The sequence below is a fragment of the Bacillus sp. MN7755 genome, assembly GCF_054771475.1.
The window spans coordinates 244,215-266,304 of the sequence record NZ_BTRL01000013.1 but is presented as its reverse complement, the minus strand read 5'-3'; the positions used below and the strand labels follow the sequence as shown (position 1 = coordinate 266,304).

General features: G+C 31.5%; 18 protein-coding genes, 1 riboswitch and 1 other annotated feature. Of the genes, 4 read left to right on the top strand and 14 right to left on the bottom strand.

Annotated features, from left to right (window positions below; genetic code table 11):
• Window positions 1-20: 20 nt before the first annotated feature.
• Window positions 21-279: a binding site (T-box leader), on the bottom strand.
• A gap of 175 nt (window positions 280-454) precedes the next feature.
• The 4 genes from ACYVEC_RS16260 to ACYVEC_RS16245 form a co-directional block, all read right to left on the bottom strand.
• Entirely contained in the window at window positions 455-2,593 is a 2,139-nt protein-coding gene (locus ACYVEC_RS16260; RefSeq protein WP_460507276.1) for a penicillin-binding protein, read from the bottom strand.
• Window positions 2,594-2,901: 308 nt separating this feature from the next.
• Window positions 2,902-3,501, bottom strand: a complete 600-nt coding sequence (locus ACYVEC_RS16255) for an undecaprenyl-diphosphatase (RefSeq protein ID WP_063223494.1) — start codon at window positions 3,499-3,501, stop codon at window positions 2,902-2,904.
• Between the two features lie 261 nt (window positions 3,502-3,762).
• Window positions 3,763-4,752 (bottom strand): zinc-binding dehydrogenase, encoded by a 990-nt coding sequence (locus ACYVEC_RS16250; protein WP_063223495.1) that lies wholly within the window; start codon window positions 4,750-4,752, stop codon window positions 3,763-3,765.
• A gap of 171 nt (window positions 4,753-4,923) precedes the next feature.
• On the bottom strand, window positions 4,924-5,436 hold the full coding sequence (locus ACYVEC_RS16245; RefSeq protein WP_275719294.1) for a GrpB family protein: 513 nt from the start codon (window positions 5,434-5,436) through the stop codon (window positions 4,924-4,926).
• Window positions 5,437-5,563: 127 nt separating this feature from the next.
• On the opposite strand from ACYVEC_RS16245, the gene ACYVEC_RS16240 reads away from it, so the two are divergent.
• Window positions 5,564-6,445, top strand: a complete 882-nt coding sequence (locus ACYVEC_RS16240; RefSeq protein WP_336448542.1) for a protein kinase domain-containing protein — start codon at window positions 5,564-5,566, stop codon at window positions 6,443-6,445.
• Window positions 6,446-6,534: 89 nt separating this feature from the next.
• The gene (locus tag ACYVEC_RS16235) at window positions 6,535-7,803 is read left to right on the top strand and encodes a sensor histidine kinase (RefSeq protein ID WP_063223498.1); all 1,269 of its coding nucleotides are present in this window, start codon (window positions 6,535-6,537) and stop codon (window positions 7,801-7,803) included.
• Between the two features lie 92 nt (window positions 7,804-7,895).
• On the opposite strand, the gene ACYVEC_RS16230 is transcribed toward ACYVEC_RS16235, so the two are convergent.
• The 4 genes from ACYVEC_RS16230 to ACYVEC_RS16215 all read right to left on the bottom strand — a co-directional run bounded on the left by ACYVEC_RS16230 (window position 7,896) and on the right by ACYVEC_RS16215 (window position 11,191).
• Window positions 7,896-8,003: a YjcZ family sporulation protein gene (locus ACYVEC_RS16230; RefSeq protein WP_000120182.1), complete on the bottom strand. Its 108-nt coding sequence runs from the start codon at window positions 8,001-8,003 to the stop codon at window positions 7,896-7,898.
• Between the two features lie 135 nt (window positions 8,004-8,138).
• Window positions 8,139-8,939, bottom strand: coding sequence for an energy-coupling factor transporter transmembrane component T family protein (locus tag ACYVEC_RS16225; protein WP_063223499.1), 801 nt, complete (start codon window positions 8,937-8,939; stop codon window positions 8,139-8,141).
• Window positions 8,932-10,632, bottom strand: a complete 1,701-nt coding sequence (locus ACYVEC_RS16220; RefSeq protein ID WP_275719296.1) for an ABC transporter ATP-binding protein — start codon at window positions 10,630-10,632, stop codon at window positions 8,932-8,934. The genes ACYVEC_RS16225 and ACYVEC_RS16220 overlap by 8 nt, the downstream gene beginning before the upstream one ends.
• Before the next feature lie 10 nt (window positions 10,633-10,642).
• On the bottom strand, window positions 10,643-11,191 hold the full coding sequence (locus tag ACYVEC_RS16215; protein WP_063223501.1) for an ECF-type riboflavin transporter substrate-binding protein: 549 nt from the start codon (window positions 11,189-11,191) through the stop codon (window positions 10,643-10,645).
• A gap of 139 nt (window positions 11,192-11,330) precedes the next feature.
• Window positions 11,331-11,446: riboswitch (SAM riboswitch) on the bottom strand.
• Window positions 11,447-11,599: 153 nt separating this feature from the next.
• Here ACYVEC_RS16215 and ACYVEC_RS16210 point away from each other — a divergent pair.
• Window positions 11,600-12,280, top strand: a complete 681-nt coding sequence (locus tag ACYVEC_RS16210) for an aspartate/glutamate racemase family protein (RefSeq protein WP_063223502.1) — start codon at window positions 11,600-11,602, stop codon at window positions 12,278-12,280.
• Between the two features lie 49 nt (window positions 12,281-12,329).
• On the opposite strand, the gene ACYVEC_RS16205 is transcribed toward ACYVEC_RS16210, so the two are convergent.
• The 6 genes from ACYVEC_RS16205 to ACYVEC_RS16180 all read right to left on the bottom strand — a co-directional run bounded on the left by ACYVEC_RS16205 (window position 12,330) and on the right by ACYVEC_RS16180 (window position 21,364).
• The gene (locus tag ACYVEC_RS16205; RefSeq protein WP_275719297.1) at window positions 12,330-13,508 is read right to left on the bottom strand and encodes a macrolide family glycosyltransferase; all 1,179 of its coding nucleotides are present in this window, start codon (window positions 13,506-13,508) and stop codon (window positions 12,330-12,332) included.
• A gap of 381 nt (window positions 13,509-13,889) precedes the next feature.
• Window positions 13,890-15,971, bottom strand: coding sequence for a peptidoglycan D,D-transpeptidase FtsI family protein (locus ACYVEC_RS16200; RefSeq protein WP_063223504.1), 2,082 nt, complete (start codon window positions 15,969-15,971; stop codon window positions 13,890-13,892).
• A gap of 221 nt (window positions 15,972-16,192) precedes the next feature.
• Entirely contained in the window at window positions 16,193-17,980 is a 1,788-nt protein-coding gene (locus tag ACYVEC_RS16195) for an ATP-binding protein (protein WP_063223505.1), read from the bottom strand.
• A gap of 458 nt (window positions 17,981-18,438) precedes the next feature.
• Window positions 18,439-19,290 (bottom strand): Cof-type HAD-IIB family hydrolase, encoded by an 852-nt coding sequence (locus ACYVEC_RS16190; protein WP_063223506.1) that lies wholly within the window; start codon window positions 19,288-19,290, stop codon window positions 18,439-18,441.
• Window positions 19,291-19,462: 172 nt separating this feature from the next.
• Window positions 19,463-20,041 (bottom strand): cysteine dioxygenase family protein, encoded by a 579-nt coding sequence (locus tag ACYVEC_RS16185; RefSeq protein ID WP_063223507.1) that lies wholly within the window; start codon window positions 20,039-20,041, stop codon window positions 19,463-19,465.
• A gap of 108 nt (window positions 20,042-20,149) precedes the next feature.
• Window positions 20,150-21,364, bottom strand: a complete 1,215-nt coding sequence (locus ACYVEC_RS16180; protein ID WP_063223508.1) for a cytochrome P450 — start codon at window positions 21,362-21,364, stop codon at window positions 20,150-20,152.
• A 140-nt stretch (window positions 21,365-21,504) separates the two neighbouring features.
• Between ACYVEC_RS16180 and ACYVEC_RS16175 the strand changes: the two genes are divergently transcribed.
• Window positions 21,505-22,002, top strand: coding sequence for a PadR family transcriptional regulator (locus tag ACYVEC_RS16175; protein ID WP_063223509.1), 498 nt, complete (start codon window positions 21,505-21,507; stop codon window positions 22,000-22,002).
• Window positions 22,003-22,090 lie beyond the last annotated feature (88 nt).

Genomic DNA, 22,090 nt, shown 5'->3' with positions numbered 1-22,090 from the left:
CCACCCCCAAGACTTTTAGTCTTAGGGACGAGATTTATCATCGCGGTGCCACCCTAGTTTGTTAATATGTCACCATATTACCCTTATTAGGTACTGCATTTTGATTCATGCTTATACCTTATCTCTATAACGGGAGCTCCCGTCACACCATCCCCTAATAATAGGTTCCGATGCGCTGCTCAGAGGCTTGGTTCAATAAAGAATTTTTACTCCTTTTCAGCTAAATGGAGCTCTCTGTGAAAAATTCATTTTATTTACTCTTCTCTTCACCGCATTTATTTTTTCCATATTATCACAATTATTTTTAACTGTAAATAAAAAATAATCAGATATTTAATGATACGTCACTGTTAATTCTCTTATTTATTATTTTTTTCTAAAAATTACGGTGCGTGAAATTACTTACATCTATAAAAAAGAGCCTATTGTATATAGACTCTTTACATTGCCCAAATTAATTTGTATTCGCCTCTGCTAACGGTTGTAATGGTGGTTCTAATTCTAGTTCTAATATATCGCCTTCTTGTATATCTTGTCCCTTTTCAATGCTTTGACTCGTTACATAGCCTGTCCCTGAAGTTTTTAAATCTAATTTTAATAGTTTAGAGAAATACATAACATCACGCATGGACCAACCTTTTAAATTTGGCATTTTGGGGTTGCTTCCTAATAAAAATATACGATCCCCTTCACTCATTACTTCACCAGACTGCGGATATTGTTTTTTGATTTTTTCTTCTCCTAAAATTATCGGCTGGAGTTTCTCTTTTTTTACACTATTCTCTACTGCATCTATTGATTGGTTGACATAATTTTGTACTTTTAATTGAGATCGTTTCGTTGCATCTGTCATTTGTTGTTCTGTAAATGGTTTCACTTTTAAATATTCAAGGCTATTTTTGATAACTGGTTTAAATATTTCAGCAAGCGGCTGAGCTCCATACTCGTCTCCCTTTAACTTTGGCTGCTTAATAGCTAAGTATACAATTAACTCTGGGTCATCAATCGGAGCCATACCTAAAAATGAAAAAATATAATTTTCTTTCCCTTCCATATATCGTCCATTTTCAGGATTCGGAATTTGCGCTGTTCCTGTCTTACCTCCAATTGGATAACCATCCACTTTATACATTGTACCAGTCCCTTTTGAAGACGTAATAACACGTTCCATTAAGTCTCTTACCTTGTTCGCTGTCTCTTTTTTTATCGGATTCCCAATTTCTTTCGGTTGATTTTCCATAATAACTTGTTTGTTTGTTGGATTTACAACTTTGTCAACGATATATGGTTGCATCATTTTCCCGTCATTTGCTATAGCAGTAGCAGCTTGGATTAATTGAATAGGAGTTACTGTAGAACCTTGTCCAAAAGAAGTTGTGACTTGTTGAATTTGTGTACTTAATAATAAAGTATTTTTACTTTCACCAGGTAAATCTATTCCGGTTTTTTGGTTAAATCCAAATTTATTCATATATTGCTTAAATTTATCGGGTTTTAATAACTGATCTTCTAAAATAGAAAAAGCTACGTTTGATGATCTTTCAAAGCCTTCATCAAATGTAATAGATCCCCATCCAAATCCACCATTATGATCTTTTATATCCGATGAACCAACGGAATATTTTCCGGATTGAAAATATTCTTTCCCGTTGTATACACCTTCATTAATTGCAGCAGCTAACGTAAATATTTTCATTGTTGAACCTGGTTCATATGCATTTGCGATTGGATCATTTAAAAAGTATTCAATATCGCCTTTATTAGGATTAAAACTAGGTTTACTAGACATTGCTAAAACTTTCCCTGTCTTTGGATCAGCTATGATTCCTACTAACATGGAAGGATCATAGTGCTCTTGTGCCTTATTCATCGATTCTTCTAAAAAACTATTAATTTGTTTATCAAGCGTAAGGTAAACGTTATTTCCATTTTTAGCGGGTTCTATTTTCCCTATATCATTTGTAAGCGGGATACCTCTTCGTGCTCCTACATATTCTATTTTCCCATTTGTCGAGCGCAAATATTTATCCAAACTTTTTTCAAGTCCAAAATTCCCTTCTGTATTTCCTTTATCGTCTGGTCTAGCAAAACCAAGTATATAAGATGCAAAATCTTCATTCGGATACACTCTTGCTTTCTCTGACATAAAAGATACACCCGGGATTTTTAATTTTTTAATTTGTTCTTTCTTTTCTCTAGATAAATTCCGACCAACTTTTCCAATTTCAACTTGCGTACGCCCCTCATGAAAATTTTTTAACACATCTTCTTTATCAATTTCAAGCGCATCAGCTAATTGCCCTGCGGTTTCATCTTTATTTTTCACTTTATCTGTTCCTTTTAAATTCACAACAACACGATACGTTGTGGAATCTTGGACTAGTACCTTTCCAGTTTGGTCATATATTGTGCCACGATTTGCTTCCAAAACACCATTTTTATTATGTTGTTCAGTTGCAAGATCCTTGACGTTTACATTATGCACGACCCCTACTGCTTGAATATAAAATATACGCAAAATCATAGTAAGAAACAAAATAATAAAAGCAACCATAAAATACCGCGCGCCTTTATTCGTTTGAAGTTTATGCATATTTCGCTCCTTTCTTTATTAATTGATACATGCACAGATGCGCTTTCAAATAAGTAATTTTTGCTTTCGATACTATATGTTTCGAAGTTTTCTTATTAATTCCTTTAAAACAATGTGAAACTAGTTATTGTTATTTTATTAAAATACAGTACGTTAAATTTAAGAATATTCATTCTTTTCCTCTTAATGCCTAACACTCGAATTGTTATTGCAAGCAATCTATTCACTTGTATACAACAAAAAAATCCTCCTCTGGATTTCCAAAGGGGGATTTTTTTTCCTAATCTATAAAAGGCTAGTTATAAAATTTAAGCTACATGGTTATATTTCTCTAAAAAAGGAATTCGTTTCGCTACGAGTGCATACACCTTGAAAACAAGTTTTGCAATTGGTTCAAATATACGTTTTTTCTGCAACAATAAACTGCTTGTTATAATCGTTATTACAGCTGCACCCATTACATCTAAAGGGAAATGAACACCTACATACAAACGTGATATACAAACTAAAACCGCCCATAAAAGTGCAATATATCTTAACTTTTCTCCTCTAAGAATAAAAATAAATGCAATCGATAATACAAGTACAGAATGATCACTAACAAAGGATGAGTTTTCTGCATGTGGTACTAATTGATTCACATCATATGATACAAAAGGACGTGGATGATAATATACTACATGAATAAAAACATTTACTAGTAATGCAATTATTACTGAAAGTGTCGTATACAACACTGTATATTGTTTTCTTATCGCACTCTCTTTCTTTCCGTTATGAAACCATAAGATAAACATGAATAGAATAGCCACATATGCAGCGCTATTTGTAATAGCAATCATTACCTTATCTAAGAGCGCAGATGTACCTGCTAAATTGTTTATCCATTGAAATACTGTGTAATTCACATTACTCTCTCCTTATAATTTCTTGTTTTACTTGAAATAAAGATACAAGTTTACTTGATTTACACAGTATACAACATTTACACACATTTAGATTTTCACTTTATTTATTTTACTATTTCTCATTTGACAATTATGTAACTATTTATATGGATTAAAGATATATATAGTTGAAAAAGCTTTTAAATCAAATGATCCACAAACTATAAGTGTGTATATTACATAACATATCCATATAAAAACATTGGTTATTAAATCATATTTTTATTCCATACGTAGGGCGATATTACCGAACTGTTCTCCCTGTTCCATACGGCTCAACGCTTGAATTGCTTCTTCTAACGAATAAACTTTATCCATAATTGGTTTAATCTTATATTTCTCTATAAACTTAATCATTTCATTAAATTCCACACGGCTACCCATAGATGTTCCCATAATATCAATTTGATTATAAAATAACGCTCTTAAAGGCAATTCTATTTTATCTCCTGAACTTGCACCAAAATTAACAATTCTTCCATTTGGTTTCAATACATCAAAATATTTCAAGAATGTTGCTGGACCTATACTATCGATTATTAAATCTACTTTCTCTCCTTGTAAAATCTCTTCCCAATTTCCAGAACTATTAAAAGAAAAGTCTGCGCCATATTTTTCTGCAAACTTTCTTTTGTTCTCAATCCTTGAAGTAACACTTACTTTTGCGCCAATTGCTTTCGCAAATAACATGGCAAATGTCGCTACACCGCCGCCTATTCCCGGAATTAAAACATGTTCTCCACATTTCAATCTACCCTTTGTAAAAAGTGCTCTAAATGCAGTTAACGCCGATAAAGATAATACGCCAGACTCTTCCCAAGTAAGATATGACGGTTTTGCTACTACATTTTCAGCTGGCACAATCACATATTCAGCAAACGTCCCATCTCTCGGTCCACCTAGCACCTCTGGTAACTCTGGTACTTCGGCAATATTTTCCCATCCAATGCTAGGATTTATAATAACCTCGTTATTTAATAAATTTTTTGAAATACCTTCTCCGACTTCTGTAACAATTCCTGAACCATCTGACCCTATTACTAACGGCAGATCCATTTCTTTTCTATTGTTTATAATAAATAAATCCCTATGATTTAATCCTGCAGCTTTTAACTTTATTTTTACTTCACCAGCATTAGGATTTGTTTCAGATAAAAATTTATATTCTAATCCCTCTGCACCTTTTTTATATTGATGTACAATTGCTTTCATTGCTTAATTCCCCCTTAATATTTTCAATGTACTAGAAATATCGAAATAAATAAACTAATCTGTCTCCAATAATTAGAAATAATGTATATCGTTATGACAAAATAAAAAATCCCTTCCTATAAATAACGTAGGAAGGGATTTTAAAAATTTTTCAGATAAGAATCTTTAATATTAAATTTTTTGAGTTTTGGCCAATTCTAATATCTTTTGAATAAACGGCGCTTTTGCACTTGTATATGAAGCTCGATCAAAAGGATATGTAGCTGCAAGTTTCTCTTTTAATTCTCCATATTCATTACGTGCCCATTCATGTTTTGTTAGAAAGTCTCGAAATAAAAGATTATTATTCCATTCGTCACTATTATAAATATAAACGTGCAAATGATGGGTACCCGCTCTCCATTTTCCCTTTCTAAAAAAGCGCCAATTAGTTGATTCCTTTGGTACATACTCATATCCAATTTTTAATAGATCACCAATCCATTTTTCGATAATTTGCAAATCCGTTACACCAATCATCATATCAATTAGGGGTTTCGCTCCTAATCCTTGTACGGATGTGCTCCCTATGTGTTCAATAGCAATACATTCTCCTCCAAATAAAGAAATAAATTTCTCCTTTTCTATTAAATACTCTTCATGCCACTCTTTTTCATATGGTTTAATAACGATTTGTTGTTCCATTTTATTCACCCTCCTATAAGTGTTTATCATTATATTTATAAAATTTCATGTGATTAACATAGGATTTTTACAAAATATGTCGAATACTGAAATATACAACTTAATTATAATAAATGTGAGGTATATTATGGAAGCTAAACCAGTTGAAATTCAGTTGAATCAAATAACATTCCAATTAAAAGAACATCATAATTTTGATTGGCTATTGAAATTAGGAACCGTATTTGCAGTTTTTGACCAGCAAGATTCAGGTAATATAAGTTTTGGTGTAGAAAAAAATGGGCATAAGAAATTCATTAAATACGCAGGGGCACAAACAATTGCATACGAAGGAACAATGAACGACGCTATTGAACGGTTAAGAAATTCAGTTTCCCTATACGAGGAATTAAAACATGACTCGCTTATAAAACTAATTGAACATTTTCCAGTTCAATCTGGATATGTATTGATTTTCGATTGGTTTGATGGTGAATGTCTTCATTCGCATTGGAGTTTCCCGCCTCCTGAGAAATATAATAATCCAAAGTCCCCATTTTATAAATTTAAGCATTTATCTGTTATGGAACGAATTCAATCCTTAAATTCCATTTTTTCTTTCCATACGTATGTCGAAAAGAAAAACTATGTAGCAATAGATTTTTATGACGGTAGTATTTTATATGATTTTCATACAAATGAGACGAAAATTTGTGATATTGATTTATATTCTAAAAAACCATACGTAAATAAAATGGGAAGATTATGGGGTTCCTCGCGTTTTATGTCTCCTGAAGAATTTGAGCTAAACGCTATGATTGATGCGAAAACAAATGTATTTAATATGGGTGCAATGGCTTTCACAATTTTAGGGGGTGGAAAAGATCGCTCCTTTACAAAATGGGAAGCAAGTATGGATTTATATGAAATAGCGTATCGCGCTGTAAATGAAAACCGAACTGAACGATATGCATCAGTTGAAGAATTATATGAAGAATGGGTAAACGTGGCAAATACTAAAAAAATATAAACCTATATTATTTAATCAAATATATATATTATACTATAATCATGTATAATATATATGAAAAGGAAATTCAAAATAATGAGGCAAATATTATGGACTTTGTTTATATTAATCAAAACGTATTAAATAATCTTCTTTACATTTTAATTAGTATCTTTATTTTTTATTTTATATATGATAGCGGGCACTATTTGAAGAAATATAAAAAACTACTTATTATACTTTGTACGAGTATCCCTCTTATTTTATGTATGCGCTATCCTATCTATATGGATGAAAATTGCATTCATGATTTAAGACAAATACCAGTTATAATAGGTACACTTTATGGTGGCTTCCCTGTCGGTATCATATTGTTTGCTATTTTATTAATTACAAGATTTTCATTTTATGGATTTAGTATGTTAACAATACTAGTTTATGGCACAATGTTTATCATTACAGCATTCGCATCCGCAAAATTTAATACGTATAATAGAAAAATCAAAGTAGCTTATACAATGTTTTTAACATTTTTTCTAGGAATATTTACAACTGTAATTGTATTAACTTTATCAGATTTTGAAGTGAATAATTTGTACATTATTTATTTCATAATATTACCAACTACTTTAATGTTGTTTGTAGTTTATTTTAATGAAGTTTTAAAAGATGCAGTATGTATGCGATCGAAGTTGATTAAAATGGAAAAAATGGAAATTGTCAGTCAACTAGCTGCCAGTATATCGCACGAAGTAAGAAATCCCTTAACTGTTGTAAAAGGATTTACTCAACTTTTAAAAACACCAAATTTAACTCCAGAATCAAGAGACGAGTATATTAAGCATATACTTGAAGAATTACATCGTGCCCAAGGAATAATTGATGATTATTTAACGTTTGCCAAACCTGCTTCAGAAAAATTAGATGAGATTTCAGTAGAACAAGAGTTAAATCGAGTTATTAATATGATCTTACCTTTATGTAATATGAATACAATACATATTACAAAAGATTTCTCTACGGCAACAATAGTTGGAAATAAACAGCACTTTCAGCAATGTTTTTTAAACTTAATAAAAAATGGTATTGAAGCAATGCCTAATGGTGGCACTTTAAATATCTCCTCATCTATTAGTAATAATAAAGTTATAATACGAATTGAAGATAGCGGAATTGGTATGTCACAAGAGCAAATAAATCGATTTGGCGAACCGTATTTTAGTACAAAAACGAAAGGTACAGGTTTAGGTACAATGGTTGCTGTTAAGATTATTGAAACGATGCAAGGTAGTTTAAAAATCCGAAGCGTTGTTAATAAAGGTACCACTTTGACAATTACATTCCCAAAATGTAATCAGAACTCATCTGAGAACAAATAAAAAAGGAGCATAATTGCTCCTTTTTTATTTGTTTCGATACATAAGTATCTTTTATGTTTTTTTAGTTTACATTTGTGGAGACTAATTAGAAATTAGTACCCTCCGCCCCAGCAGCTGCATCCAACGATAATTAACAAAATAAATAACACAACTAATAAAGCGAAACCTCCACCAAAACCACAAGAACCACCGTAACTCATATTTTCTCCTCCTTTTGGTTTGAAAACTAATAGGTAGTTGATCATTTTAACTGGTTCGTATTATACATTATGTAAATATCCCTTTTTTGAGCATGTCTATATAAAAATAAGTAAAAGCACTCATTTGAGAGTGCTTTAAAATGGATACCAAAAGTTTTGAAATACATGTAATTTTAAATATACTGCAACAATTAAAATAAAAACACCTACAAATAAAGCAAAGAAATCCCCACTTTTCGCTTTATTTGTATAAAACCACGTACGTGTATCTTTCTTTCCAAATCCTCTTAAATCCATTGCGTTTGAAACGGTATCAATTCTCTCTAGAGAATGAATAATTAAAGGCCAGAAAATTAAGACACGGTTTTTCATGCGAATCCATAAACTTGCTTCTCCTTTTTCAAAAGCTACTCCTCTCGCCTCTTGCGCATGTTTAATAACTTTATATTCGGACTGAATATTAGGTATATAACGTAATGCAATATTTATTGCATATGTAATCTTATAATGAATTCGAAATTTACTTAAGCTACTCACGAATTCGCTTGGATCAGTCGTATAAATAAAAATAAGTGTAAATGGTAATAACGTAAAATATTTTAATGAAAGTGTAGCTGCATAAAATAATGTTTCATATGTAATTGTTGCATATCCAATATGCACAAACGAAGTATATGATTCGGTTAATTCAGATCCATGGGTTGGTGTAATAAATAAAATCATGACAGAATTTAATAAACTAAATGTAAATATAACACTAAAAACAATAAAAATTTTACGGAGTGGAATTTTAGCAACTATAAGTCCCATACATCCAATCAAAAATACAACTAGCAATACGCGAAAATCAAAAAATAAAAAGGTAAACGTCATACAAAAAATAAATAACAACAATTTCACTGCTCCATCCATGCGATGAAAATATGTACTATACATCTTCCTCCCTCCTAATAACATCAAAATAAAGTTCTATAAACCTTTCAGGATATGCAATCCCACTAAATTTAACTAGTTTGAATAAAGAACTTTCCCTTAGGTTCGCTCTTTGTAACGTTTCTGGATGCCCTAACACAATAGACGCGGTATTATTCGCAATAATTTTCCCTTCATGTAAAACTATCGCTCTGTCTGTATATTCCAATGCGAGATTCATATCGTGTGTGATCAAAATAAACGATATTCCCTTTGCAGCTAATTTTCTAATAAACGACATAAATTGTTTATAATGATAATAATCTTGTCCCGCTGTCGGTTCATCTAATATGATAAGTTTCGGATTTGTTGTTAGTACAGATGCAATCGTTAATCTCTTTTTTTGTCCATAACTTAACGCCTGAATTGGCCAATTTCGAAATGGATACAAACCACAAACTTTTAACGCTTCTTCCGCTCTAAGCTTAATTTCTTCCTTTGAAAATTTTTTTAATTTTAATGAAAACGAAACCTCTTCCATAACAGTAGGTTGAGTAATCATATGATTAGGATTTTGCATCACATAAGATATAACCTCACCGCGTTTACGAATAGACCAAGAATTAATATTTACTCCATCAATTAAAATCCTATCATTTTTTGTTTTGTTTATCCCTATAAGACTATGAGCTAATGTTGATTTTCCAGCTCCATTATGGCCTAAAAGTGCTACTATTTCCCCTTTATATATAGAGAAATTCACATTATCTAATACTTTTTGTTTATTAGAATATGAGAATGACAAATTCTCTACTTTCAATAATTCTTTTTTTGTAGGAGTGTCTTTACAAAAAACTTGCTTCTCCATCCACTCATTTATTACGCCACTAACACTTTCCCTATAAAGATTTTCAAGTGGGTATATTACGTCATTATTACTATCAAAATGTAATCTCTTTAATACTTCTATATACATAGGTTCTCTTAAGCCTAAAGATGGTAATATATTTGACGCTAAAATCTTTTCAGGTGTCCCAATCGCAACAATTTCACCTTCATCAATTAAAATGATTTTATCTAAATCCAGGTTTAATATTTCTTCTATTCGATGTTCAATAATTACAATTGTTTTATTATATTGTTTATGTATATCTTTAATTAGTTGTATTGTATGTATGGCGCTTAGCGGATCTAAATTTGCTAACGGTTCATCGAACAATAATATATTAGCATTTGTTGTTAACAGACCTGCTAGAGAAACAGTTTGTTTTTGCCCTCCTGATAATTCATGTGGACTTTGTTTATGAAAAGCATGCATCTTCACCTTTTTTAATGAATCCGAAACAATCTTTTTCATATCATCTTGATTTACACATTCGTTTTCTAAATAAAATGCTACATCTTCTTCTACTGTAAGGCCAATAAATTGAGCGTCTTGATCTTGTAAAATTGTTCCTACCTGTTTACTCTGTTCAAAAATACTCTCTTTCCTTGGATCTTTTCCGGCAATTAAAATATTACCAGTACTAATTCCTTCATAAGAAAATGGAATTAGCCCATTGATACAATGAGCTAACGTTGATTTCCCTGAACCACTTCGTCCAGCAACTAGTACTTTTTCTCCAGGATATATATGAAATGAAATGTCTTTTACAGTAGGCTGTGCTGCATGCTCATATTGAAAGCTGAATTGTTCAAAAGAAATAATTGGTTGCATGTTAACATCCCTACTTTTCAATTTTTAAATGTGTATGTTTCTTATTAGATTTAGCTAAACCTATTGTAATTGGCAATCCAAGAACTAAAAATACAATAACATCAGCAATTGTTGCTCCTAATACTTGTATAACAATTTTGTCAAACGGTTCTCCCATCACAATAATATCGAATGCCCCAGCAAATATAATAGCTATGACAATTCCAATTAACCCAGTAATGGCTAAATAAGAAATATCTCCCTTATTATACGTCCCGTTTCTCACACTAAAGCCAACTCTTTTTTGAATGAGTCCCATTGCAAATCCGATAATGCCTGAGCTAATAACCCATCCCCACCAAATACCCCATCCAGCGATCGTATCTGTTACGGTATGACCGATAAGACCTATTAACAGTCCTGCAACTGGACCAAATAGAGCTCCAAAAACAGTTAAAATAGCTAATGCGGGTTTAATAAATGTATTTGGCGCAATAGAAAATCCCCAAAGTCCTAATATCCCGTATAATGCTGCCCCAATTCCGATTGCTACTACTAACTTTGTTGATAATTTGTTCATTACAATTCCCCTCTCATATTAGTCAACTTTTATTACTCTATATTTATTTTGAAAATGAATTATGCATCGACACTCCCTTTCTATACAACAAAAAATGACCTCTTATATAAGAGGTCATTTTCTTTCACGTTCAAGAATCCTCTTATCTTCAAAAAAACACATCGTGTCCTCTGCGGAATTAGCACCTTCCTATAAATTTATATAGGGGTTGCTGAGGTTTCATAGGGCCGTTCCCTCCACCTCTCTGGATAAGTATTAATTTGTAATTCGTATTATGGCACTAAGAAGTGTAAATTTCAACACTTTTCTAATTATTTTTATTTTTTATTTAACGGTACATTTAAATCATTGTATTCTTATCGGAATTATGAAATAATAAGTTCAAAATAGTTACGGGAGGAATGCACGATGAAAGTAATCGGTTTAATTGGTGGACTAAGTTGGGAATCTACATCGTTATACTATAAACATATTAATACACTTACACTCTCTCAATATGATCAAAATGCAAAGCTTGTTTTATATAGCATGGACTTTGGTGAGGTAACTACTTTATTACAAAATCATCAATATGAAAAAGTGAAAAACGAATTAGTCACAGTTGCAAAAAAAGTTGAAAAATCTGGAGCTGAATGTTTATTAATGTGTTCTAATACGGTCCATTTATTTGCTGAAGAAGTAGAAAGTGCAATATCCATCCCACTTCTTCACATTGGTGATGTAAGTGCTAAAGAAATGGTAGAACAGAATATAAAGCGTATCGGACTATTGGGTACAAAACAAACGATGGAACAAGACTTCTATAAATCACGTCTAGCAAACTATAACATTGAGACAGTCATTCCAAATGAAGAGGAAAGAAATTTTATTCATCACGTTATTTTAAATGAATTAAGTAAAGGAATTATTTCAGAAACATCAAAAGAAAAGCTATTACAAATTACAAAATTATTAATTCAAAATGGCGCAGAAGGAATATTACTAGGATGTACTGAAATCCCTTTGCTTATTTCACAAAACGACCTTACTGTTCCTGTGTTTGATACTGCTTTTTTACATGCAAATACTGCTGTGCAGTTTGCGGGATAACAATATACAAGCATAAAGGTAGAACCTCTATGCTTGTATATTGTTGACACTATTTACTTAAAAGAGATTCAATAACTGCAATGGCTTCTTTTGGACCACCACATTCTAAAAAACTATCATTAAGTTTTCGTATACCATGTTTATACTTTTCATTTGAAAGTACGTCTGTTACCGCTTCTTTTAACGTTTGCACATTAACATGCTCTTTCAATAACCGATGCGCTGCTTCAAGCTCAGTTAACCTTTGTGCTATCATTGGCTGATCTTTATCATGTGGAATTATTACAAATGGGACTTTAAAATATATAGCATCGTGTACGCTATTCATGCCGCCATGTGTAATAAAAACATCTGTTTCACTTAATATTTCTGATTGGGGTACGTATGAAGCAATTATAAAATTGTCTGGCGCTTTTTTAATTTTAGAACGATCATTTCTATCACCAATTGCCATTACAACTATCCCATCAAAATCTGAGAAAGTATCAATACAAGTATTAAAGAATGGTTCGAGTCCTTCAAGTAGTGTTCCCATTGAAATGTAAATAACTTTCTTCTCTTTAAGCATTTCAAATGGAAACTCTACATTTGTTTTACGATTTGAAATACTCGGCCCAATAAAAATGTTATTTTCTCCAAACGAATTGCTATTAGGTTGGAAATAACGACTTGTGTACACGAGAGAAATATCTCCCTTATTATGTATAAATTGAAGATTATTTTTAGGTTTTACGCCAAATTCATGCTCCATTTGATATAGTAACTTTTCAGAAAGTTCATCGGGTTGGAATTGTATTTCTGCATTTGGATGAAAAGGTAACGTCTCTAAAAATTCTGGAGGAATTAAAAATATAGGAGAAGAAACTACACCTGGTATTTGTAAATACTCCTTTACTAACTCTCCAGCACCAAATATATCATAAATTACAAAATCAAAAATTATGCTTTCACATAATTTTTTCGTAATTTCTAATATATATAAAGAAGTTTGAACATGTACATGAAAGAAAGAATTCAACCCATATGAAGTTTCAGTATCAATAGAAATCTCCTTTAATAAATCTGGATGTGTATATACAGTAGCTCCCAAATCTTCAATTCTGCCTTTAAAATGTTCTGTTGTAATATAATGTACGTGATCATCCCGTTCAATGAAGGCTTTGACTAAACTTAATGTAGGATTTACATGTCCCTCTGCCGGAAAATTAACCATTAAAATATTTAGCACTTCTTTCTCACTCCCTACATTTCAATGCTCTTATTAACCATACTGTAATTATTACAGTCAATCTTCCCCTAATAGTCCTAATAAACTTGCTACTTTAGATTGATAAATAATTGTCAGTCATTAAATTAAAAAAGGCATCTACATAAGTAGATGCCTAACCGTGATAAGGAGTGTTCTGTGAGGTTAGAATAAGCTTTTCAGCTTGTCCTATGCTATCAATATATGATTTATTTTATAAAACGTGAATAATTGATAGAATGATTTTACCTCTCTATCACCCATTTTGAATCTATCCCTAAATAAGACGACTCTAGTTTCTATAACATTTCATATATTTTAATCTTCTTTAGAGCTATCTATTTTTGTAGTTTCTCCAGTCAATCACTTATTTTTCAATTCAAAATAAGCATCTAAAATTTCTTTTCCAATATCAGAATTAATACCAGATTTATCATTAATAACCCACGGTACAACTACAGAGAATGCTACTTCAGGATTATCATATGGTGCATATCCTGCTAACGTTAAATTATAACATTCTCTTCGCTCACCTTTTTCATTTCTTCCAATATCACTTTCTCCACCGTATACTGTCTGTGCAGTCCCTGTTTTACCTGCTGGTTTATAAGATGCTTTTTGGAACGCCCTTACACCTGTTCCATCACCTTCTTGGAACACCCTTCTAAATCCTTCTTTTACTTGATTTATATATTCCACTTTCATATCTATTTTATTTAAAACGATTGGTTCTACTGAATGCACCACTTTACCAATCTCATCTTTTTGCGACGTTTGCTCTCTTACCTCTTGAACAATTTGTGGCTTCATTCGATATCCACCGTTTGCGATTGTTGAAATATACTGTACAAGCTGAAGTGGCGTATAGGTGTCATACTGGCCAATTGAGTAGTCTAGTAAGAAACCAGGTTGATTATCTTTTTTACCAATTTGTCCAGCTGTTTCATTCGGTAAATCGATACCCGTTGGAACACCTAATCCAAATTGCCTGAAATAATACCTCATTTTATCAAAGTACTCCTGTTTAATATTTAATGAACTATTTTTCACATAATCCACACCTGCAATTTTTAATGCTGTATGAAACATATAAACGTTTGAAGAGACTTGTAACGCTCTTAAATCATCAATATTTCCAAACTCTTTCCAAGACTTTTTTTCCTTAGTTCCTTTAAACTTCATAGGTGCATCATAAAAATAAGTACCTGGTGTTATAGCTTTCGTTTCAAATCCAGTTAAAACTGTTGCACCTTTAACTGTTGATCCAAGCTCATAAGAACTAGTCATTGTGCCTAAAGCATAGTCTTCAACTTCTGTTTTTCCGTCTTTTTCTACAAGTCTTTTCCCAGCCATGGATAATACTTGTCCGTTTTTCGGATTCATCATCACCACGAAAGCACGGTCTAACATGGATTCTGATCCTTTATATGCCTTTAATATTTTTTCTATACTTTCTTCTACTTTTTTCTGTAATTCCATATCTATTGTTAAAGTTAAATTCTTACCGCTCTTTCCCTCAGAAACTGTTTCCGTTCTAATTGTATTACCTTGTTTATCTGCAACGCTTCTTACTTCTTTTTTTGTACCATGAAGTGCATCTTCGTATTGCTGCTCGATATAACTTTTTCCAACTCTATCATTTCGGCTATAATCACGTACCAAGTAGTAATCTAATCGTTCACTTGGTAATCCTTCATCGGAATTAGAAACATTTCCAAGAACAGATCGGAATAATCCATCATTTACATACACTCTCTCCCAATCAACCGATACGTCTACACCTGGGAGATTCGCTAAACCTTCACTAATTATAGTGAATTCCTTTTCACTAACATCTTTTTTAATAATTTGAGGAGCCATTTGATAACCAGAAGTCATCTTACTTTTAATAGCTAACACCTTTATATCTTTATTTGTTAATTCCTGAAGATTTTTATCTGTTACACGCTTCCTTTTTAACTCTTCTATTTTTTTATCTAAATTTTTCCCGGTAATATCTTTATCTCTGAACTTATTTATTTCTTTTTTAGATACTAATTTTTCGGTAAGTTTCGGATTTAATTGCATCCAAAAATCTTTCTTATCCGTTTCAGTTAGCTTATTTATATCTTCTTGCGGCATTTCAATTATGTCTGCAAGTTGTCTTGCAGTTTTTAATATCTCTTCTGATTTTACACCTTTCATCTTTGTATATGTAATTGTACGTAAAGATTTATTATCAACTACTGGATTCCCTTCTCGATCAAATATTTTTCCGCGCGGAACAGAAAGACTTACGGTTGCATTTTCTCTCTTCTCTATTTCATTTTTATACGTTTCTCCATCGATAATTTGTACTTTACCTAACTGTATGATCATGGCAGAAAATAATAAAAATACACAAAAAAATAAAATGTTTAACCGCATCGGTATTGCTCTACCTCTTGTTTTCTCTTGTTTTTTCACTTCGCCTTAATCTCCTCCTTACAACATTTCAAATAATATTTGGTTTCTATATTAAAAGTAACGTGCGACTTCCATACATTACCTTGTACAAATATTAATATAATGTTTAAAACTTAATAGAAATTAAAACAAATCTAAAGAAAAGGTAAAGTTTACTAAATTAAATGTAAAAATACCCAATAACCAAAAACTAAGCTTTTGATTATTGGGTATTTAGTAATTTAAGAATTAATAATTGGACGCATTGATTCGAATCTATCATCATAATTTGATAAAGATTTTTTACTCTGAGCTTTTGGCAAATAAATATTCACTGTTGTCCCGACACCAACCTCACTCATAATACTTATTTTCCCTTGATGACTTTCAATAATTTTATAACTTAGCATTAATCCGATACCAGTACCTTTTTCTTTCGTACTATAAAATGGCTCACCTAATCTCTTAATTCTTTCTTCAGGTATCCCTATTCCTTCGTCAATTACATGAATAATGACACCCTCATCGTTTATCTCTTTTATATGAATTGCAATTTTTCCACCATCCGGCATAGCTTCGATTGAATTTTGCAAAATATTAATAAATACTTGTTTTAATTGATTTTCTGAGCATTCAAGGATTATATCTTTGGAATCTGTATATAATTCAACTTGAATATTTGTCATAATTGCTTTTGTATTTATTAATGATACGACATTTTTAAATATTTGATAAATATTTTTCTTTTCGGTACTTATTTCATCTGTTTTAGCAATCGACAAAAACTCTTGAAGAATTGCTTCTATTCTTTCAATTTCAGAAAGCATTAGATCAAAATATTTTTCTTGATCTTCTATATTAATTTGGAATAACTGTATAAACCCTTTAATGACTGTTAATGGGTTCCTCACTTCATGAGCTACACCAGCAGCTAATTGACCGATTGCTGCAAGTGTATCTGATTTATTTAGCAATTCTTCTGTCTTTTTTCGCTCTGTAATATCCCGTACAATAATCATAATTTTATCATGCAATAACGGTAAACATCTAGCTTCAAAGAAATCGATACTTTCATTAATTGTAAGTGGATATTCAATAATTGTATTTGTTCCTTTTTCTTTCACTTGACAAATTGCTTCTTGAAATTTTTGTGCTACTGTAGATGGTAATACTTCGTAAAACTTTTTTCCCATAAAAGCTTCTGCGGGTACGTAAAATTTTGTAGGGGATCCTGCTTTATAATCAATAATTGTTCCATCATCTTCTGTTAAGAAACATAAATCTGGTAAAGCCTTAAAAATTAATTCCAATTCAGACGTTTGTTGTTTTAATTTCTCTTCTATTGCTTTTAAATGTGTAATATCTACCCCAACAGCCCAATAACTAAATCCACTTACAGGAAACTGTTCTGATATATTGGACCACATTATCGTTTTAATTTCACCATTTTTACATGTTAAGCGCATTTCCCAATCTCTAAAGTTCTTTCCGCGAGTCAAAAATTTCTTTTGTATCTCGTGACGATAATTATGATCAGGATACAGTAATCGAAGTGCGTTTGGATTTCCAATTACCTCTTCTGCAGTATAGCCTGTCACAATTTCACATTCGCGATTCCACAAAACAAAATCTCCATTATAATCAAGTGCATCAACCATAACAGGCATGTTTTGTAAGATTGTATGTAGTTCCTCCTCTTTTCGAGAAAGTAACGTTGTATTTTTACTTTGAAATCCTTTCATTACTCCATCTATAATTAGATTTGAAAGCATTTCAAAATATTTTTGACAATTGAAAATTTCACTTTTGTTTGACCATACTACAAAAGATCCTAAATATTGATTGTATATGAAAATGGGGATTTCAATTTTGGGAAGTTTACATATTTTCGTCTCATTTATTCCAAAAGAAAATATACATTCTTTTTCAGCATCAAGAAGTTGATGTGATATGTTGGTTAATTGATAAAATTGTTCTGCCATGGTTTCTATTGTACTCACATCAATAAGTTCCATTAGCCGCGCATTCATTCTTTTTTCACCTCAATATGTAAAGTTAATACAAATTCAAAATTTATACTTCTCCATTATACGAAGAATGTGCCATTAGGTATATAGCTGTAGAATAATTATTCGAACAAATTTTATTTTTCAATTAAAAAAGAGAGGGATTCACATATAAAATGAAACTTTAATCAGTATGCATTTTGTTCATCACATATCAATTCTGATTTGACGAACAACATAAATCGCGCCCTCATGCATACTTATAATTTTGATGTTAGAGTTTTACGCACCGATTGTTGCAGTATAAAAATACAAAAAATATAAAGTTCATAAAATTTTCACAATTTTTATGAAAAATATAAACATTTATTCCAATATATTCTATATAATAAAATGTAATAAGGCTTCTATGAATCTCATAGAATACCTTACCCCTAATAAAAAGAAAAAAGAATCTATGTAGATTCTTTTTTCTTTTTTTATTACATTACATATTTATATAAAGCATGTGCAACACCATGTTCTTCATTTGATAAGGTTTCGTATTGACACATCGCTTTTATTTCTTCGACTGCGTTCCCCATTGCAATTGATATATTTGCTTTTTCCATCATTGATACATCGTTTAGCCCATCACCTATCGCTACAGTATTTTCAACTGGAATATTCAGGTGTTCTGCTAAAGTATATAATCCATTTCCTTTTTGGGCGTCTCGGTGATTAATCTCTAAATTATGCCAATACGAAGATGTAATGGCTAAATCAGTATTATGCAGAAACGTTTCTTTTAACTTTTTTAATTTTTCTATATCATAAGAAAATGGCAAAAGTTTATGCACATGTATATCTGTTTCTACAATCGGTTTACAGCTTTCGGCACTATGAAATGCTGTATGTTCAAGGTATAATGCTGCAATCGTTTCTAACTCTTTCAAGTCGATATTTTCATTTGAATTCTTCACATATTCGATTTCATTACGTACACTTTCTACTCCATATTCCGGCACGTACACACCTTTATCAGTATAAAGCTGATAATATAAACCATTTTCTTCAAGATAGTGCACAATCTCAAGTGCTTGCATATTTTGAATTGGATATCTCTTCATCATTTTTTTATCTTTATATATAAGCGCGCCATTTTCGGCAATAATTGGACACTCTAAATTAACTTCTAACAATAATCGCTCAATGTCGACGATAGAACGTCCAGTACAAATTGCTACAACATGACCTGCTTCTTGACATTTTCGAATTGCCTCTGCATTCTCTTTACTAATCATTTTATTCCCCGAAAGAAGAGTTCCGTCTAAATCAATTGCAATTAATTTCATTATTTCTTCACCACTTTCTATATATACACGCGTTCATATTAAACGAAAGGTATCGTTTTCATACTGATTTCGTGAAGTACTCCTTATTTATAATTTATGAAAAGCGTTTCAGGTCAAGAAATAATTATAAATAAAATCCAAAACTTTTTTAAAAAAAGCTTTGGATTTTAAACTATGAATTATAACTAATATATTTTGTCTCACACATGTACACATTCTTTTCTTCAGTTGGGACGAATACTTTAAACTTTTCCAAACGTTTTCCGTAAACATGAATTGTGATAACGCTTTCATATTTCCCTATTTCAAGAATATGACAATCAGCTGGTGGAATTACTTTATCTGTTTCGCCTTCTCCCAAATAAAGATTTCCTGTATGTGTTAAATACACAAGTGAATTTTCAAGTTGCTTCGTTTGTATAAAGTTCTGCACCATTATCCTTCCTGTAAAAACGCCTTCTACTCCCCATGTACCATCATGATCATGTAAAGGTGTAGATTGGCCGTCTTTCCATACGAGAGCTAATACTTCGAAACGCTTTAAAGGGTCTTCATATAGCGAGTGTCGTGCATATTGAGCCGAATTCGCCTTCTGTTTTTCTATCGGAAGCCATGTTTTCTTTTCTAAAAGTTCTTCTAGTAACTTTTCAATACCACACACTATTTCTTCTTCGAATAAACAATTTTCCATAAGATCTGTAACACCTTTAATAAACTTTTGAAATGATTTACTTCCATTACAAGTCAACATAAGAATCCTCCTCTACATTTTATACAATTCCATATTAAGGTAATTTTATAAAACTCACAATTGAGAAACAAAAAACAAGATGCAAATATATACATCTTGTTAAGATTTTTATTTAGCTTCCAATCGAATAGGTAAATGTTTTAATGTTTGTTCATTTTCCAATATACATTCTTCTAAACAGAAAGATGAAGATAACTCTATTTTTTCAAAAGTCTTTATAAAAGTACTTAATGCAATCTCAGCTTCTAAACGTGCAAGTGGTGCCCCTAAGCAAAAGTGAGGGCCCTTACCAAAGGTTAAATGCTTTTCATTTCCTATTCGGTGTATATTAAATTTAGATGCTTGTGAAAACTTTTTCTCATCTAAATTTGCTGCGCTTACCCATGCAACAATCATTTGATCCTTTTTCATAAAAGGTCCAAATATATTTGTGTCCTCTGTAATTCTCCTAGCTAATGTAACTGGAAAGCGATAGCGTAATACTTCCTCAATTGCTTTCGAAATTAATTGAGGTTTTTCTCTTAATTCTTTATATGTTCCAGGTGAGTCCACTAAAAAGCAGTAGAAACTATTAATAATTAAATTTGTAGTTGTTTCATTACCAGCGGCTAATAAACCTAAAGAAAAAGTAACAATTTCTTCATCAGTTAATCTTTCGCCTTCATATTCCGCTCGTATTAAATCTGAAATAATATCGTCGATTAAATGATATCTTTTATCTTGAACGATTGGAAGAAGATATGCTTTAAATTCATTTAACGCAATTCCTTTTTCTACATCCAAATCGTTAAATTTTTCTTTACTATACGGCATAAATAAAATATCCGACCATTCTTTAATTTTTTTACGGTCAGTTGTTGGCACTCCTAATAAATCGGATATGACGGTAACAGGTAAAGGTGCAGCAAACTCTTCAACGATATTAACTTCACTATATTTTCCGATATGTTCTACAAGTTCATTTGCGATAGACTGTATTCGAGGTTTCCATTGTTCTAAACTTCTTGGAGTAAATGCGTTAGAAACAATAGAACGTACATTGCGATGTTCTGGTGGATCAGTAGAATTGATGTTTATCCTAGTTTCTAAAGGTGGGATTGCAAATTGTCTTCGTTCCCTTCTACTTGAAAATAAGCGATAATCCGATAAAACTCGATTTACATCATCATATAAAAAAACATTCCATACATCCTGCTCCTCATCATAATGAACCGAATGATTATCCCTCATAAATTGATACCACTCATATGAATTCCACAATTCTTCTTTTGTTTTCAGCTTTGAAATTTCATGAACTAAAATCACATTTTCAGGCGAAGCCATAGTTCTTTCCTCCCTTTTCTTTTACAATAAAAGTGATAGGTCGGTAGTTCAAAGTTGTATAATCTAACATATGTTATTTTAACATATACTAAAGGAGATTTTTCATTGAATAACTTGAGAAATATATAAGGAGGATTTTTATGTATGTTGATATTTTATTACTGGCAGAATTAACTTCAGGGCCAAAACACGGTTATGAAATAAAGAAAAATATCCAAAATCGGTTAGGAGAGAATTTTGAATTAAATCATAATATGCTTTATCCTTCTCTTCGGCGTTTTGAGAATATGGGGGCTATAACGAAAAAAGTACATACACAAGTCGGAAAACCAAACCGAAATATGTACGACATAACAGAAACCGGAGAAAAAATGTTTTCTGAAATGTTACGCGAGTTTCCCGAAAAACTCGCGACAAACAATGCAGAGTTTCTTGTTCGTGTCGCGCTTTTTGAAAAACTTGATTGCGAAGCTAGAAAAGAAATTTTAACAATGCGCCAAGACATACTACATAAACAGCTTACTGCTATTCAATCTTTAGATATTACCTCCTCTTTTATTACAGAAGTCATTGAATTTAGTAAATCACGTATTGAACATGAATTACTCTGGATTACATCACTTATGAAGAAAATATGAAAAAATAACAAGAAAAGTTAAAAATAATGAATGAAAATGAGATTTATTATCAATACTATAATTAATAAAAGGGCAACCACGATTTGGT

Bases quoted from the DNA above. Each gene is read 5' to 3' on its own strand.
- ACYVEC_RS16245 (WP_275719294.1), bottom strand. From the start codon at position 5,436: ATGGAACAACAAATCGTTATTAAACCATATGAAAAAGAGTGGCATGAA.
- ACYVEC_RS16180 (WP_063223508.1), bottom strand. From the start codon at position 21,364: ATGGCTTCGCCTGAAAATGTGATTTTAGTTCATGAAATTTCAAAGCTG.
- ACYVEC_RS16225 (WP_063223499.1), bottom strand. From the start codon at position 8,939: ATGTATAGTACATATTTTCATCGCATGGATGGAGCAGTGAAATTGTTG.
- ACYVEC_RS16190 (WP_063223506.1), bottom strand. From the start codon at position 19,290: ATGAAATTAATTGCAATTGATTTAGACGGAACTCTTCTTTCGGGGAAT.
- ACYVEC_RS16215 (WP_063223501.1), bottom strand. From the start codon at position 11,191: ATGAACAAATTATCAACAAAGTTAGTAGTAGCAATCGGAATTGGGGCA.
- ACYVEC_RS16185 (WP_063223507.1), bottom strand. From the start codon at position 20,041: ATGTTGACTTGTAATGGAAGTAAATCATTTCAAAAGTTTATTAAAGGT.
- ACYVEC_RS16230 (WP_000120182.1), bottom strand. From the start codon at position 8,003: ATGAGTTACGGTGGTTCTTGTGGTTTTGGTGGAGGTTTCGCTTTATTA.
- ACYVEC_RS16235 (WP_063223498.1), top strand. From the start codon at position 6,535: ATGGACTTTGTTTATATTAATCAAAACGTATTAAATAATCTTCTTTAC.
- ACYVEC_RS16210 (WP_063223502.1), top strand. From the start codon at position 11,600: ATGAAAGTAATCGGTTTAATTGGTGGACTAAGTTGGGAATCTACATCG.
- ACYVEC_RS16240 (WP_336448542.1), top strand. From the start codon at position 5,564: ATGGAAGCTAAACCAGTTGAAATTCAGTTGAATCAAATAACATTCCAA.
- ACYVEC_RS16220 (WP_275719296.1), bottom strand. From the start codon at position 10,632: ATGCAACCAATTATTTCTTTTGAACAATTCAGCTTTCAATATGAGCAT.
- ACYVEC_RS16175 (WP_063223509.1), top strand. From the start codon at position 21,505: ATGTATGTTGATATTTTATTACTGGCAGAATTAACTTCAGGGCCAAAA.
- ACYVEC_RS16250 (WP_063223495.1), bottom strand. From the start codon at position 4,752: ATGAAAGCAATTGTACATCAATATAAAAAAGGTGCAGAGGGATTAGAA.
- ACYVEC_RS16260 (WP_460507276.1), bottom strand. From the start codon at position 2,593: ATGCATAAACTTCAAACGAATAAAGGCGCGCGGTATTTTATGGTTGCT.
- ACYVEC_RS16195 (WP_063223505.1), bottom strand. From the start codon at position 17,980: ATGAATGCGCGGCTAATGGAACTTATTGATGTGAGTACAATAGAAACC.